Below are 14,963 nucleotides of genomic sequence, written 5' to 3' on the forward strand. Positions count from 1 at the left end.
CGTGGTGGCGGCTGGCGCCGTGGCGGGCGCGGTGGCAGCAGGAACCGCGGTGGCGCCGGCCGCCGGCTTGGCGGCCGCGTCCTTGGCTTCCTTGCTGTCCTTGCCCTTCTTCTTGACCGGCTTGGTCAGTTCTTCCTCGGCCGGGCGCGGCGGCAGTTCCGGCAATGTCATCAGGATCAGCAGCTGGGTATTACGCTGGATACCCGCCAGCGGCTGGCACACGATGCGCCCGAACGCGCCATTGGCATTGCTCTCGACCTGGGTCACGCGCGCCACCGCCAGCCCGGCCGGATAGATGCCGTCGATGCCGGAGGTGATCAGGATATCGCCCACGACGACGTCGGCATTCGGTTCCATGAAGCGCAGATCCAGGTTGCCGGACTGGCCACGGCCATAGGCGATACTGCGCAGGCCGTTGCGCAGCACCTGCACGGGAATGGCCTGCTCCTTGTCGGTCAGCAGCGTCACTTCGGAAGTAAACGGGAACACGCGCGTGACCTGGCCGACCACGCCCTGGTTGTCGATCACGGGCAGGCCGGGCTTGACGCCCTGCTGGCTGCCGCGGTTCAGGATGACCTTGCGGGTGAAGACGTCACGGGCGTCGTACAGGATTTCGCCCAGCATGGTCTTGCCGGGCACCTTTTCCTGCGCGTCCATCAGCTTGCGCAGCTGGTTGTTCTCGGCCTGGGTCAGTTGCGCCTGTTGCAGGGTCTGGGCCATGGCGATCTGCTGCTGCTTCAAGTCGCGCACCTGCTTTTCCAGTGCCGACAGCGAGGAAAAGTAGTTACCCATGCCGACCAGCGCGTCGCGCGGCACCATCGCCACCACCTGCAGCGGATACAGCACCGTGCCGGCGACCTGGCGCGCCACCGAGAGCGCGTTCAGGCGGGAGTCGACCAGCAGCAGCGCGATCGAGATGCACGCGAAGACCATCATCTTGGCGCGCGCCGACGCGCCTTGCTTGAATAGTGGCGGTGGACTGTATTCCATAAACCCATTAAAGCAAGAGCGGCTTGCGCCGCCCTTTTTTTACAATGCTTACTCGTAGGAGAAGATGGAACCCAGCTGGTCCATGCGCTCCAGCGCCATGCCGGAACCGCGCACGACGCACGTCAGCGGGTCTTCGGCCACCAGCACCGGCAGGCCCGTTTCCTCCATCAGCAGGCGATCCAGGTCGCGCAGCAGCGCGCCGCCGCCCGTCAGCATCATGCCTTTTTCGGCGATATCGGCGCCCAGTTCCGGCGGCGTCTGTTCCAGCGCGTTCTTCACGGCCGACACGATATTGTTCAGCGGGTCCGTCAGCGCTTCCAGGATCTCGTTCGACGAGATCGTGAACGAACGGGGAATGCCTTCGGACAGGTTACGGCCCTTGACTTCCATTTCCTTCACTTCCGAACCGGGGAAGGCCGAACCGATGGCCTTCTTGATCGCTTCGGCCGTCTGTTCGCCGATCAGCATGCCGTAGTTGCGGCGGATGTAGTTGACGATGGCTTCATCGAACTTGTCGCCGCCGACGCGCACGGAACCCTTGTAGACCATGCCGCCCAGCGAGATGATGCCCACTTCCGTGGTACCGCCGCCGATGTCGACGACCATCGAGCCGGTCGCGTCCGAGACGGGCAGGCCTGCGCCTATTGCGGCGGCCATCGGTTCCTCGATCAGGTAGACCTGCGAAGCGCCGGCGCCCAGTGCCGATTCGCGGATGGCGCGGCGCTCGACCTGGGTCGAGCCGCAAGGCACGCAGATGATGATGCGGGGGGAAGGACGGAAGAACTTGGAGTCGTGCACCATGCGGATGAACTGTTTCAGCATCTGCTCGGTGACGGTGAAGTCGGCGATGACGCCGTCCTTCATCGGGCGGATCGCCTCGATATTGCCTGGCACCTTGCCCAGCATCTGCTTGGCTTCCTTGCCCACAGCCTGGATGGTCTTCTTGCCATTCGGGCCGCCTTCCTGGCGGATCGCCACGACGGATGGTTCATCGAGCACGATGCCCGAACCGCGAACGTAAATGAGGGTGTTTGCCGTGCCGAGGTCAATGGCCAGATCCGACGAGATGTACCTGCGTAAAAAACCAAACATGAGTATCCTGTAGCGCTATGCCCGCGCGTGGGCAGTTGTTCAAAGTGTCCTGTCAGAGGCGGTGACGCAGCCCTGTGGGCGCCAGCAACGCATCAACCCGCCATTCTACCTTATAATTTAAAGGCTATTTACGCTAAATCCACTCAAACGTGCAGGCACGCAACCGATGTTTTGCACGGCATTGCCAGGGTTTTAACGCCAGATAGCGTGTTTTACAATTGCCTTATTGATCCGACAAGATACAACAATTAAACGCGCCCCGCGCCATCCGCCATGTCCCTGACTCTCCCCGACGTAAAACGCATTGCCCACCTGGCCCAACTGGAAATGGACGAACCGCATTCGGCCGCCATGCTGGACAAGCTCAATGGCATCTTCGCGCTGGCCGAACAGATGCAGGCGGTCGATACCGAAGGCGTCGCGCCGCTGTCGCATCCGCTGGCCGCGCACATGGAGGTGTCCCTGCGCCTGCGCGACGACGTGCCGACCGAGCCGAACCGCCGCGACGACTACCAGAAAGTGGCGCCGAAGACCGAGGACGGCCTGTACCTGGTGCCGAAGGTGATCGACTGATCCGGTCCCGCCGCTTTCCTGCACTGCGCCCGTCAACCCTAGCTTAAAGGGGGGCCGGACGGGAACCGCGCCAGCGCGGCCCTCGTCCGGCGTCCAATCCATCATGCATACGAAAACCATCAAAGAGCTGTCCTCGCTGCTGCAGGCGAAGGAAATTTCCGCCACCGAGCTGGCCACCCATTTCCTCGACCGTATCGAAGCGTCCGACCTGAATGCCTTCCTGCACGTCGACCGCGCGCTGACCCTGGCCCAGGCGGCCGACGCCGATGCCCGCCTGGCGGCCGGCAATGCCCACCCGCTGACGGGCGTGCCCATTGCGCACAAGGATATCTTCGTCACGCGCGACTGGCGCTCCACGGCCGGCTCGAAAATGCTGGCCGACTACGTCAGCCCGTTCGACGCCACCGTCGTCGAGAAGCTGCATGCGGCCGGCATGGTCCACCTGGGCAAGCTCAATTGCGACGAGTTCGCGATGGGCTCGTCCAACGAGAACTCCGCCTTCGGGGCCGTGAAGAACCCGTGGGACAAGACGGCCGTGCCGGGCGGCTCCTCGGGCGGCTCGGCCGCCGCCGTCGCCGCGCGCCTGGCCCCGGCCGTGACGGGCACGGACACGGGCGGCTCGATCCGCCAGCCGGCTTCGTTCTGCGGCATCACGGGCATCAAGCCCACCTACGGCCGCGTGTCGCGCTTCGGCATGATCGCCTTCGCCTCGTCGCTGGACCAGGGCGGCCCGATGGCCCGGACGGCCGAGGACTGCGCCCTGCTGCTGTCCGCCATGGCCGGCTTCGACGAGCGCGACTCGACCAGCCTGACGCCGGAACAGGGCGGCGTGCACGAGGATTTCACGCGCAACCTGAACGAGCCCCTGACGGGCCTGCGCATCGGCGTGCCGAAGGAATATTTCGGCGCCGGCCTCGCGGCCGACGTGGAAGCGGCCGTGCGCGCCGCGCTGGACCAGTTCGTGAAGCTGGGCGCCACCCTGGTCGACATCTCGCTGCCCAACACGGCCCTGTCGATCCCGGCCTACTACATGATCGCGCCGGCCGAGGCCTCGTCGAACCTGTCGCGCTTCGACGGCGTGCGCTACGGCTTCCGCGCCGAGGGCTACAAGGACCTGCAGGACATGTACAAGAAGACCCGCGCCCAGGGCTTCGGCCCCGAAGTGCAGCGCCGCATCATGGTCGGTACCTACGTGCTGTGCCACGGCTACTACGACGCCTACTACCTGAAGGCCCAGCGCATCCGCCGCAAGATCGCCCAGGACTTCGCCAACGTGCTGTCCGGCCCCAACGCCTCGTGCGACGTCATCATGGGCCCCGTGGCGCCCACCGTGGCCTGGGACCTCGGCTCGAAGGCGGACGACCCGGTGGCGAACTACCTGGCCGACATCTACACCCTCTCCACCAGCCTGGCCGGCCTGCCCGGCATGTCGATCCCTTGCGGCTTCGGCGCCGGCGAGAAGAACGACAAGCGCCCCGTCGGCCTGCAAATCATCGGCAACTACTTCGCCGAAGCGAAACTGCTCAATGTCGCGCACCAGTTCCAGCAGGCGACCACGTGGCACCAGCAGGCTCCTGCCGGCATCTAAGAACTAAGGAAGAACATCATGGAATGGGAAGTCGTCATCGGTCTCGAGAACCACGTGCAGCTCACGACCGGCTCGAAAATCTTCAGCGGTTCGCCGACCGCGTTCGGCGCCGAACCGAACACGCAGGCCAGCCCGGTCGACCTGGCATTGCCGGGCGTGCTGCCGGTCATGAACAAGCAGGCGGTGGATCGCGCGATCCGCTTCGGCCTGGCCGTGGGCGCGAAGATCGCGCCGCGCTCGATCTTCGCGCGCAAGAACTACTTTTACCCCGACCTGCCAAAGGGCTACCAGATCAGCCAGATGGACGATCCGGTCGTGCAGGGCGGCTCGCTGACCTTCGGCTATGAGAAGGACGGCAGCTTCGTCACCAAGACCGTCAACCTGACGCGCGCCCACCTGGAAGAAGACGCCGGCAAGTCCCTGCACGAGGACTACCACGGCATGTCCGGCATCGACCTCAATCGCGCCGGCACGCCGCTCCTGGAAATCGTCTCGGAGCCGGAAATCCGCAGCGCCCAGGAAGCCGTGGCCTATGCCAAGGCCCTGCACGGCCTGGTGATGTGGCTGGGCGTCTGCGACGGCAATATGCAGGAAGGCTCGTTCCGCTGCGACGTCAACGTGTCGGTGCGCCCGAAGGGCCAGACCGAATTCGGCACCCGCTGCGAAATCAAGAACCTGAACTCGTTCCGCTTCATCGAGGAAGCCGTCAACGTGGAAGTGCGCCGCCAGATCGAACTGATCGAGGACGGCGGCAAGGTGGTGCAGGCCACCCGCCTGTACGACCCGGACCGCAAGGAAACGCGCGAAATGCGCAGCAAGGAAGACGCCCAGGATTACCGCTACTTCCCCGACCCGGACCTGCCGCCGCTGGCCATCTCGCCGGAATGGATCGAGCGCGTCAAGGCGGCCATGCCGGAACTGCCGGCCGTGATGCGCGAGCGCTTCGTGGGCCAGTACAAGCTGCCGGAATACGATTCGCTGGTGCTGACGTCGTCGAAGGCGATGGCGACTTACTTCGAGGCCGTCGTCGCCACGGCCGGCCAGGACAACGCCAAGGCCGCCGCCAACTGGCTGATGGGCGACGTGTCGTCGACCCTGAACCGCCAGGACGTCGACATCGCCGACGCCCCCGTCAAGCCCGCGCAGCTGGGCAATATGATCCGGCGCATCGCCGACGGCACCATCTCGAACAACGCGGCCAAGAAGGTCTTCGCGTCGATGTGGGAAGCGGCCTCGAACGACGACAACCTGGTCGACGTCATCATCGAGCGCGACGGCCTGAAGCAGATCTCCGACACGGGCGCGCTGGAAGCCATCGTCGATGAAGTCATTGCCAACAACGCCAAGTCCGTCGAGCAGTACCGGGCCGGCAAGGAAGCGGCCATCAATGCGCTGATCGGCCAGGCCATGAAGGCGTCGAAAGGCAAGGCCAATCCGGCTCAGCTGACCGAGCTGCTGAAGGCCAGGCTGGCCGGCTGAAGCAGCCGTCCACTGCCCAGGAAAGGACGCCACGGCGTCCTTTTTTCATTGGCGCGCATGGCATTTGTGATAATTGGCGAGATTCCAGCCCCCCTGCTGCGGGTATGATGCGGCCCGAAGCGCGCGTTTGCGCATCGATCAACGAACACCGCCGCCATGCCTTCCTATCCGCCCGCCCGTGCCGTAGTTGCCGCAGTTTCCTTCCTTGTCCTCCTGTCGTCTTCCCAGGCGGGCGCCGCCGAGCCGCCCGACGTGGGCTTCACGCACAAGGACTGGGAACTGGCCTGCGACAACACGCGCACCTGCCGCGCCGCCGGCTACCAGTCCGAAAGCGACGAGCGCGCCGTCTCCGTGCTGTTGACGCGCAAGGCCGGTCCGCGCCAGGTCGTGACGGCCGAGCTGCAGATCGGCAGCTACGACGAAGCCGAAGGGGGGCCGTCACGCGCCGGCCCGACGGCGATGAAGGTCAACGGCCGCGCGCTGGGCAATGTGGCGGTCGACAAGGGCACGATGATCGGACGCCTGTCGGCGGCGCAGACCGACGCGCTGGTCGAGGCGCTGACGCAGACGGGCACGGTGACGTGGTCGAACAAGGGCGGCAGCTGGACCTTGTCCGGCGCCGGCGCCACCGCCGTGCTGCTGAAGATGGACGACTTCCAGGGCCGCGTCGGCACGCCGGGCGCGCTGGTGCGCAAGGGCGCGAAGAGCGAGGACAGCGTGCTGCCTGCCGTACCGGCGCCCGTCATCGTCGCCGCACCCGTGCCGGCGCCCACCGGCAAGTCCGTGCTGCCGCGCGCGGCCCTGGTGGCCTTGCTGCCCGAGCTGCGCAAGGATTTCGAGGAAGATACCTGCACCGGTCTGGCAAAGGCGGCCAAGGTCGAGGAAGAGCTGCAGGTCGAGCGCCTGTCTCCGGCCAGGCTGCTGGTGTCGACGACGTGCTGGACGGGCGCCTACAACATGGGCTCGGCCTACTGGGTCATCAACGCCAAGCCACCCTACTCGCCCCAGCTGGTGACGGACAAGGCCTCGGACTATGACGACGGCACCATCGTCGCCGCCCAGAAGGGCCGCGGACTGGGCGACTGCTGGAGCCACGAGGAATGGGTGTGGGACGGCACGCGCTTCGTGCAGAGCCTGTCCGAAACCACGGGCATGTGCCGCCTGGTGGCCGCCGGCGGGGCATGGCGCCTGCCGACCTTCGTCAGCACGGTGCGCAAGGCGAAACGGGCGGGCGGATGAAACGCCTGCTGGCCACGCTGGCCGTGCTGTGCGCCGCCGGCCACGCCGCTGCCGGCACGGACGGTGTCACGTTTTCCCACCTGGATTGGGACCTGGTGTGCGACAACACGCGCACTTGCCGGGCGGTGGGGTATAACGCCATCGACGACGCGGGCCCACCGGTCTCGCTCCTGCTCACGCGCGCGGCCGGTCCGCATCAAGCGTTCCAGGCCGTGCTGCGTATCGACGATGCTCACGGCGAACGGCCCGGCGAGAGTGCGGGTACCGCAATGCTGACGATCGGCGGCAGCGCTGCCGGCCAAGCTCCGTTGAACGGTCACCTGTCGGCTGCCCAGGTGGCGATGCTGGTGGCCGCACTGCCTGGCCACGACGGCAAGCTGACGCTCTCCCACGCCACTGGTACCTGGACCGTTTCCGATGCCGGCGCCAGTGCGGTACTACTGAAAATCGACGAGATACAGGGTCGCCTCGGCACCCCTGGGGCGGCCGTGCGAAAGGGTACGCGTCCGGAGAAGACGGTTCCAGCGGCCCGTTCCGCGCCGGTGGTTCGCGCGCATCCCCTGCCCGCCCCGCTCACGCTGCCCGTTGCCACCAAGCTGGCCATGGCGGCCGCGCTGCGCGCGACTCCGGCCGGCCAGGATTGCGAAGGGCTTTTGCTTCCGGCAGGCCCGGAACTACGGGTCGGCCGACTGGACGCGGCTCGGCTGCTGGTTTCTTCGATCTGCTTCAGCGCCCGCGAAACGGTCATGGCCTTCTGGACGGTCAACCGTCAAGCTCCCTACGCTCCGAAACTGGTCGCGGAAGATGTTACCGAAGTACGGGACAATACGCTGCGCAGCATCCATGCAATGCATGACTGCAGCAGTGGCGAAGCACGCATGTGGGACGGGCGCGAGATCGTACTGGCCCGAGTGTTCACCGCCGGGAACTGCGTCGGTCGCCGCTTTATGCACGGCGCCTGGCAACTGCCCACCTTCGTCACCGACGTACGCCTGGCGGGAGCGCGCCCATGATCCGCCGCCTGCACGGTATCGTTCTCATGGCAATCATGGGAACCGTGGCCCTGCCGGCCGCCGCGGCACCGCCCCATCTGGTATTCACCCACAAGGACTGGCACCTGGTGTGCGACAACACGCGCACGTGCCGGGCAGCCGGCTACAGCGTGCAGGATGGCGAGTCGGCCGTCGCCTCCGTGCTGCTGACGCGCCAGGCCGGGCCGGGCCAACCGGTCTCCATCGAACTGAAAATCCTGCCGGACGACGCCGTCCCGGCCACGGCGGCCGCCTCGGGGCTGACCATGCGGGTCGGCGAACGCGCTTACGGCAGCGTATTGCCCGATGCCCGCACCATGCGCCGCAACCTGTCGCCGCAGCAAACCGAGGCCTTCCTCGCGGCTCTGCTGGGCGACGAGGCGCCGGCATGGTCGGGCGCCGGTGGCAATTGGCAGGTGTCCACCGCCGGCGCCAATGCCGTGCTGCTGAAGATGGATGAGTTCCAGGGGCGCGTCGGCACGCCGGGCGCGCTGGTGCGCAAGGGCAGCATGCCGGAAAGCGGCGTGCTGTCCGCGCTGGCGCCGCCGCTGGTCCAGGTGCCGGCCCTGGCGCCGGCACGAGGCGAGCGCCTATTGCCGGCTGCCGTGACGACAGCCCTGCTGCCCCGGTTGCGGCAACAGGTGGGCGAGGATGGCTGCGACATGCTGGAGCATCCACAGCCTGACGATGAGGAGGAAGACGGTCCGCCCCGGCTTGCCGTGTCGCCGCTATCGAACGGCAAGCTGCTGGTCTCGACGCTGTGCTACCGGGCCGCCTACAACGCCGGCACCGCTTATTGGGTGATCGACGCGCGCCCGCCGTATCGGCCGCAGCTGGTGACGACGCGGGGCAGCTACTACCAGCAGGGCGTGCTGGAGATGTACCATAAGGGCCGGGGCCTGGGCGACTGCTGGGAAAGCGAACAATGGGCGTGGGATGGCCGCCGCTTCGTGCAGACACGGATCGCCGACGGCGGCCCCTGCCGGGGCGTGCCCGGCGGCTGGGACCTGCCGACCTTCGTCGCCACCGTGCGGCACGCCGGCGGGCAACGGGAGACACAGCAATGACGAGGAAAAAAACGCCGGAAGAACTGCTCGAGGAGCACCGGCGCTACGCGGGCAAGCCCCGTCCGTACACGCCCGGCCATCCCAATCTGCTGGCCGACGGCCTGACCCCGCCGGCCGCACCACCCGTCAAGCCAAGAGTATCGTTCCTGGCGGGTCTGGGCGCGGTGCTGCTGGCACTGCTGGCGAGCGGTTACGGCGCATACGGCGTCATCGTCGACGACCTGTACCTGCCGGCCAAGGGCCGGCCCGGCACCCATTACCACGGCATCGCCGCGCAACTGTTCTTCCTGATGTTCCTCAGTTTGTCGGGCTGGCTGCTGGCCTCGGCTTTCGCGCGCGGCAAACGGCTGGGCAACTGGCTGCTCGCGGCCACCGTGCTGTGCATGCTGGCCGGGATCGCCGTCGGCTGACCTGCCGCGCGACCGGCCATCTGCTTACGGCTGGATCGTGCCCTCGATGGAATCGTCGAGCGTGACGCCGATGGCCGCGCCCACCAGGATCTTGACGCCGGCCACCAGATTGCCGTGCTTGTTATCCCAGTAGTAGCCCATCGTCGGCGAGAACTTGATGACGTCGATGCGGGGGTCGTTTTCCCCTTCCGTGAACCACGTCTTCAATTCCGGGCTCCACAGTTCCTTGATCTTGGCCGGGTCGCGCGACAGCGAGGCCAGGCCGTCCATGTACAGGAAGTGGGAATGGGGCGAGCCCTGGAAGTACAGGCGCACGGACGGGTTGGTGGCGATTTCCACGTCCTTGTGGCTGTCGCTGGCGCTGAGGAACCACAGGTTGCCGCCATCGTCGACCTTCTGCACGGCCATCGGCCGCACGCCCTTGGCGGTGACGAAGAAGCAGCTCTTGGCCGCGCCGACGATATCCTTGATGTGACTGATGGCCTTCTCGCCCGACAGGTTCTCGTGGTTTTTTTCGGGCTGGTTGCGGTTGATCGAGTCCATGGTGTGCTCCTTCAATGACCGGGTTGGTTGGCTGATGCCAGTAAGTGATGGTAACCATGGTAGCCAACGCGCGCCGCACGCAATGTGGGGTGCATAACCCCGGGCGCCAGCCGCCCGGACAACCCCGGGTCAATTGGCCGGTGCGGTTAGTGCACTCAACTGCTGTCCGATCCAGTCGTCGATGCGGGCGAACAGCTTGTCCCGGTTGATCTCGTTGAAATTCTCGTGGAAATTGTCCGGCTCCGTGTGGCAGGCCAGCAGCGCGGCCGGCACGTCGCCCAGCAGGCGCAGGCTGGCCGGCGTATCGGCCAGGCGGTCCTGCCCGGCCAGCACCACGTGCAGCGGATGGCGCCACCCCGCCAGCGACAGGCCCTGCTGCGCGCCCTGCAGCGCCTGGCCGAAGCGCACCGTCAGTTCGCTCGCGCGCAGGCCGGCCGCCTCGTCGCGGTGGTGCCGCGCCGTGATGGCGGCATCGTGCGTCAGCACGTCCGTCAGCGGCGCGAGCGGCACCTTCATCGTCGGCGCCAGCCGGGCCAGTACGCTGCCGAGCGCGCGCAGCGGGGCCGCCACGGGAATCGCGTTGACGTAGTACGGCGACGACAGGATGAAGCCCGCCACCGTGCCGGGCGGCAGCGCGAGGCCGAACTTCGTGGCGATCAGGCCGCCCATCGAATGGCCGATCACGAACACGGGCACACCCGGCCAGGCGCCGCGCACCCAGTCCAGGAACAGGGCCGTCTCTTCGAGGAAGACGTCGAAGTCGGGAATGTCGGCCCGGCGGCCCCTGGCGTGGCCGCACAGGTCGTAGGCGGCCGTGGCGATGCCGTGCGTGCGAAAATACAGCGCCGGCGTGACCCAGTCGCCCGCGTGGGCCATGCCCCCGTGCAGCGCCAGCAGCACCGCCCGGGGCGGGCTCGCCGGCTGCCAGACGTGGATGAAACGGCGCTCGCCATCGCGGCCGACAAGCGACTCGATGCGGTCTTCGGAAAATTGCATGGCTCAGTCCTGCGGCAAGGCCGCGATGGAAATGGTGGCGCCCAGCCTGCGCTGCGCGATCTGGGCGGCGATGCTGGCCCGGATGGGCGCGAGCTTGCGGCCATCGCGGTACAGCAGGTTGTAGCTCTCGAACGGCACCATCTTGCCGTCCGGCTGGGCGAAGTGGATGCACGACTTCTTCAGGGCCCGCACGTCCAGCGAATACGCATCCATGAACTGGACGATCAGCACGCGGAACACATTGTCGTAGCGCAGCGCCGACGGCGCGCTGATCAGCGGGAGGCAGCACATCAGTTCGGACAGGCAGTTGGCCTGCGATTCGGGCGAATGATTGGTCGAGAACAGCTTGAAGACCTGGTCCTTGACGGCGCCGCGCAGCGCCTCGTCGCGCTCGAACACGATGGTGTTGCCGCTGCCTTCGACCAGCGTCTGCGGATCGAGCCAGCGCGTCAGGGGCACCGTGCGCTCCGGCGTCTTGATGGCGTAAGCCATCGCCAGCGTATCGGGGTTGCAGGGCACGGGCACCACGTCCTGCAAGGTGAACAGCTCGCTCTGCTCGGCGATCTTGCGGCGGATTTCGGACACCGTGAGCCGGTGCAGGCGCGGGTCGTAATCCTCGACGCGGCCGGCATCCTGGATCGGCTGCAGGGTCACGCCGCGCACGCAGGGCTGCCGCAACGCGAAGTCGATGATGGCGCCGATCTCGCCGTCGTTCAGGCCTTTCTTCAACGTCACCACCAGGGTCGTCGACAGGCCCGCCTCGTTCAGGTTGTCCAGCGCCTGCCGGCGGATGCGCGTCAGGTCGGCGCCGCGCAGCTCGCGGTGCACTTCCGCGCGCAGCGAATCGAACTGCAGGTAGACCTCGATGCCTGGCGCATAGCCGGCCAGCCGTGCGACGAAGGCCTTGTCCTGGGCCAGCACGATGCCGTTGGTGTTGACCATCACGTGCCTGATGGGGCGCGCCCTGGCCGCGTCGAGGATGTCCCAGAAGTGCGGGTGCAGGGTCGGTTCGCCGCCGGAGAGCTGCATCACGTCGGCCTCGCCCTCGTTGGCGACGACGGCATCGAGCATGCGCAGCACTTCCTCGAACGGCTTGTGGCGTTCGCGGTGGGTGCCGCTTTCGGCGTAGCACACGGGACAGTTCAGGTTGCAGTTGTCCGTGATCTCGACCACGGACAGGCAGGAATGCTGCATATGGTCGGGACATAGGCCGCAGTCGTACGGACAGCCGTATTCCATCTTCGTATTGAACCGCTGCGGCATCTCGGGGTGCTTGACGAAGACCTCGCGGCACAGCCGGTAGTACTCGACGTCGTCGCTGACCAGCACCCTTTCGCTGCCGTGGGCCCCGCACCACTTGTCCATGTAGACCTTGTCGTCCTTGAAGATAATCTTGGCCTCGACGGGATGCAGGCAGGTCGAGCAGACGGAAGTCGTGGTGTCGTAGAACAGGTAGGGACGGGTCTTGCGGCTCATGGCGATGACGGGCGCGGCGGCGCCGGGTAACGTTGTTCGGAGATGGCGACGAGGCGGCGCAATTCGGCCGTGCGCCGCCCGGCGGCTGCAATATCGGCGGCGCTCATGCCGGCCTGGGCCAGACGGATCTCGTCGCCGAAGCTGTCCGGTTGCAGCAGCATCACGGACAGGCCGGCCACGCGCTGGGCCGGCGTGGCCTGCCTGGCCAGCGCCGTGTGGGACCAGTCCTCGGCAGCGAGCGAGCGGCACGCGACGATGCTGCGGGCCAGCCAGGTCCACCACGCCGCCTGCTGGCCCTGCGCGGCGTAATGCCTGGCCAGCACATCCATCGGCGCGATGCGGTACGTGGGTTCACCTTCGCGCCCGCGGTATTCGCAGCCCTGCGCGGCCGCTTGCGCCAGCAGGTGCGCGCCCCGCGCCGGATCGGCCGGCCACGGCATCTCGCCGCGGTCGAACTGGAACGGCACGCGGCCGGCGAGCAGGGTCTGGCCGAGGATGGCCTGGGCATCGCCATTGCCCAGCGCCGCGGCCCGTTCGAACAGCCGGTAGGCCCGGGCCGCATCCATCCTGCCTGGACTGGCCGGGCGCAGCAGCTCGCCGCCCTGCACCACCATGGCTGCCGGGTCGCCCCGTGCCACGCGCTGCTCCAGTTCGGCGATGCGCGCGTTCCACGCCGCCGCCTCCGCGCGCGCCGCACTGGCATGCTGCATGCGGTCGACGGCATAGATGGCGTTGCAGCCACCGGCGGTCGCGACGACGAGGGCAAGGGTGAGGGCAAGCGCGATTGCGCGCCCGGTGCGTTCAGGCGGGAACATGGGATTGCGAGCGGCGCAGTTGACGGAACAAGCCGGGCAGGTAGCACAGCAGCGCCGCGATGCACACCAGCTGGATGCCGGACAGGCCGAAACCATAGTCGTACGGCAACGGCTTGATGCCGTCCACCAGCAGGCGCCAGAACAGGTAGGCCGACAGGTACAGCTTGAAGGCCAGGCCGTTCTCGCGCGAGAGCGGCGTGCGCCAGCGCCACAGCAGGCCGCCTATGGCCAGCACCAACAGCATGTCGTACAGCTGGGTGGGATGGCGCGGGATGCCGTCGCCGAAGTCCATTGCCCACGGCAGCGCGCTGGGCAGGCCGTAGGTACCGTCGTTCAGGCCGGCCAGGAAGCAGCCGATGCGGCCCACCACGGTGCCGGCCACCAGCGGCAGCACGAACTGGTCGCCCGTCGAGCGCGTGATGCCGTGCAGTTTTTTCGCCACCTCGACGCCGACCAGGCCACCGAGCAGGCCGCCGACGATGGACTGGCCCGAAGCGAGCACGCGCCAGTTGGCGGCGGCATCGGTCCACAGCATCGGCATCTCGATCCAGAACACGGCCTTGTTGCCGATGGCGGCGCCCAGCACGCAGCCGATGACGACGGCGAACGAACCGCGCTCCAGCATCGGGGGCTGCCCGGCGCGGCGGCGCTGCCAGCGGTACAGCTGGACGCCCACGGCGATGCCCAGCCACTCGAACAGCAGGTGCGCGACGTGGGCGGCGGCCGGCGACAGGGTGGGGCCCGTCATGGCGCCGGGTCGCCCTCTTGCTCCGGCTTCTTCCTGCGCCACATCAGCCGGACGAGGAAGGCGATGACGATCACGCCCAGCACCGTGAAGAAGATCAGCGCGACGCCTTCGGCCGCATTGCCCCTGGGGGCCTTGATGTCCCACACGCCGATGCAGACGCCGCAGACGCCGCCGCCTACCATCAGGGCAAACAGCAGGACCGTCGCCAGTCCCCGCAGGACCCTGCCGGCCAGGCCGAGTGGCCGGCGTTCCGTGCTATCGCTTGTATCCGGCATAGCCGATGCCCCTCCTGTCGCGGCGCCACAGCCGCAGGATGGCCCATCCCAGCAGGGAGACGCCGCCGATGCCCGCGGCCAGGCAGCCCAGCGCGATGCCGGCGTTCGACCCATCGAGCGCGAACAGGCCCGCATACAGCGAATAGAAGCCGACCACGAGGATCAGGAACAGCAGCAGTGCCGTCAGCAATCCCCGGCCCAGCAGGCGCAGGACGGCCACGGTCAGCGGCTGATGCTCAAGGTGATCCCCATGTTCACCAGCAGGGTCAGGTCGGCGATGGAGAAGTCCAGCGTCTCGCCCGGCTGGGCCGTGACGATGGCGATGCGCAGTTCGGCGGCAATCGGCGGCACGTCGAAGGTGATGCCGCGCGCCTCGCACTCGTGCAGCCAGGCGCGCAGGTGGCGCAGCAGCGCGTCCGGATTTTCGTCCTGGCCCAGGTTGACGTAGAAGCCGGCGTCGATGCGCACGCGCCCGTCCGGCCGCACGTCGCCCTTGCGCCAGATGCCTTCGGGCTCGCTGGGCAGGCCGTCACGGACGTCGTCCAGCGTTTGTTCGTCTCCATACACCTTCAGCGATGCGATATTCATGGCAGCTCCACCTTGACCTTTTTATGTTGCTCCATTTAATCACATCCGCGGCG

Annotated in this window: 17 protein-coding genes; 7 read left to right on the forward strand and 10 right to left on the reverse strand. The window is 67.1% G+C overall.

All coding sequences use genetic code 11. From position 1 onward, the window contains the following. Together mreC and GM672_RS19980 are read right to left on the reverse strand one after the other, a co-directional pair. The coding region (gene mreC / locus GM672_RS19975; RefSeq protein WP_155472296.1) for a rod shape-determining protein MreC at positions 1-990 on the reverse strand (990 nt) is incomplete at its 3' end. A 48-nt stretch (positions 991-1,038) separates the two neighbouring features. Then, positions 1,039-2,082, reverse strand: a complete 1,044-nt coding sequence (locus tag GM672_RS19980) for a rod shape-determining protein (RefSeq protein WP_050409489.1) — start codon at positions 2,080-2,082, stop codon at positions 1,039-1,041. Positions 2,083-2,355: 273 nt separating this feature from the next. Between GM672_RS19980 and gatC the strand changes: the two genes are divergently transcribed. From gatC to GM672_RS20015, 7 genes are all read left to right on the forward strand, one after another. Then, positions 2,356-2,655, forward strand: coding sequence for an Asp-tRNA(Asn)/Glu-tRNA(Gln) amidotransferase subunit GatC (gene gatC / locus GM672_RS19985; RefSeq protein WP_155472297.1), 300 nt, complete (start codon positions 2,356-2,358; stop codon positions 2,653-2,655). A gap of 103 nt (positions 2,656-2,758) precedes the next feature. After that, positions 2,759-4,243 (forward strand): Asp-tRNA(Asn)/Glu-tRNA(Gln) amidotransferase subunit GatA, encoded by a 1,485-nt coding sequence (gatA, locus tag GM672_RS19990; protein WP_155472298.1) that lies wholly within the window; start codon positions 2,759-2,761, stop codon positions 4,241-4,243. Between the two features lie 18 nt (positions 4,244-4,261). Next, on the forward strand, positions 4,262-5,722 hold the full coding sequence (gene gatB / locus GM672_RS19995; protein ID WP_155472299.1) for an Asp-tRNA(Asn)/Glu-tRNA(Gln) amidotransferase subunit GatB: 1,461 nt from the start codon (positions 4,262-4,264) through the stop codon (positions 5,720-5,722). A 156-nt stretch (positions 5,723-5,878) separates the two neighbouring features. Then, positions 5,879-6,961: a DUF1176 domain-containing protein gene (locus GM672_RS20000; RefSeq protein WP_155472300.1), complete on the forward strand. Its 1,083-nt coding sequence runs from the start codon at positions 5,879-5,881 to the stop codon at positions 6,959-6,961. Next, positions 6,958-7,974, forward strand: a complete 1,017-nt coding sequence (locus tag GM672_RS20005; protein ID WP_170300160.1) for a DUF1176 domain-containing protein — start codon at positions 6,958-6,960, stop codon at positions 7,972-7,974. The genes GM672_RS20000 and GM672_RS20005 overlap by 4 nt, the downstream gene beginning before the upstream one ends. Continuing rightward, positions 7,971-9,059 (forward strand): DUF1176 domain-containing protein, encoded by a 1,089-nt coding sequence (locus GM672_RS20010; protein WP_170300161.1) that lies wholly within the window; start codon positions 7,971-7,973, stop codon positions 9,057-9,059. The genes GM672_RS20005 and GM672_RS20010 overlap by 4 nt, the downstream gene beginning before the upstream one ends. Then, positions 9,056-9,469 carry a hypothetical protein gene (locus tag GM672_RS20015; protein WP_155472302.1) on the forward strand — a complete coding sequence of 138 codons (414 nt, stop codon included), beginning with the start codon at positions 9,056-9,058 and terminating at the stop codon, positions 9,467-9,469. Before GM672_RS20010 ends, GM672_RS20015 begins: the two co-directional genes overlap by 4 nt. A 24-nt stretch (positions 9,470-9,493) precedes the next feature. On the opposite strand, the gene GM672_RS20020 is transcribed toward GM672_RS20015, so the two are convergent. From GM672_RS20020 to GM672_RS20055, 8 genes are all read right to left on the reverse strand, one after another. Beyond that, the gene (locus tag GM672_RS20020; RefSeq protein WP_155472303.1) at positions 9,494-10,012 is read right to left on the reverse strand and encodes a pyridoxamine 5'-phosphate oxidase family protein; all 519 of its coding nucleotides are present in this window, start codon (positions 10,010-10,012) and stop codon (positions 9,494-9,496) included. 129 nt (positions 10,013-10,141) lie between these two features. Then, positions 10,142-11,008, reverse strand: coding sequence for an alpha/beta fold hydrolase (locus tag GM672_RS20025; RefSeq protein WP_155472304.1), 867 nt, complete (start codon positions 11,006-11,008; stop codon positions 10,142-10,144). A 3-nt stretch (positions 11,009-11,011) separates the two neighbouring features. Continuing rightward, entirely contained in the window at positions 11,012-12,484 is a 1,473-nt protein-coding gene (locus tag GM672_RS20030) for a radical SAM protein (protein ID WP_155472305.1), read from the reverse strand. Beyond that, positions 12,481-13,299, reverse strand: coding sequence for a hypothetical protein (locus GM672_RS20035; protein ID WP_155472306.1), 819 nt, complete (start codon positions 13,297-13,299; stop codon positions 12,481-12,483). The genes GM672_RS20030 and GM672_RS20035 overlap by 4 nt, the downstream gene beginning before the upstream one ends. Further along, a complete protein-coding gene (locus tag GM672_RS20040; RefSeq protein ID WP_155472307.1) occupies positions 13,286-14,047 on the reverse strand; it encodes a prolipoprotein diacylglyceryl transferase in 762 nt (253 codons plus the stop codon). The genes GM672_RS20035 and GM672_RS20040 overlap by 14 nt, the downstream gene beginning before the upstream one ends. Further along, positions 14,044-14,322, reverse strand: a complete 279-nt coding sequence (locus GM672_RS20045; protein ID WP_155472308.1) for a hypothetical protein — start codon at positions 14,320-14,322, stop codon at positions 14,044-14,046. The genes GM672_RS20040 and GM672_RS20045 overlap by 4 nt, the downstream gene beginning before the upstream one ends. After that, positions 14,303-14,542 (reverse strand): hypothetical protein, encoded by a 240-nt coding sequence (locus tag GM672_RS20050; RefSeq protein WP_155472309.1) that lies wholly within the window; start codon positions 14,540-14,542, stop codon positions 14,303-14,305. Before GM672_RS20050 ends, GM672_RS20045 begins: the two co-directional genes overlap by 20 nt. A gap of 2 nt (positions 14,543-14,544) precedes the next feature. Beyond that, complete coding sequence (locus tag GM672_RS20055) at positions 14,545-14,910, reverse strand: hypothetical protein (RefSeq protein WP_155472310.1); 366 nt, start codon at positions 14,908-14,910, stop codon at positions 14,545-14,547. Positions 14,911-14,963 lie beyond the last annotated feature (53 nt).

It is taken from the genome of Pseudoduganella buxea (genome assembly GCF_009720835.1).
GTDB lineage: Bacteria > Pseudomonadota > Gammaproteobacteria > Burkholderiales > Burkholderiaceae_D > Rugamonas > Rugamonas buxea.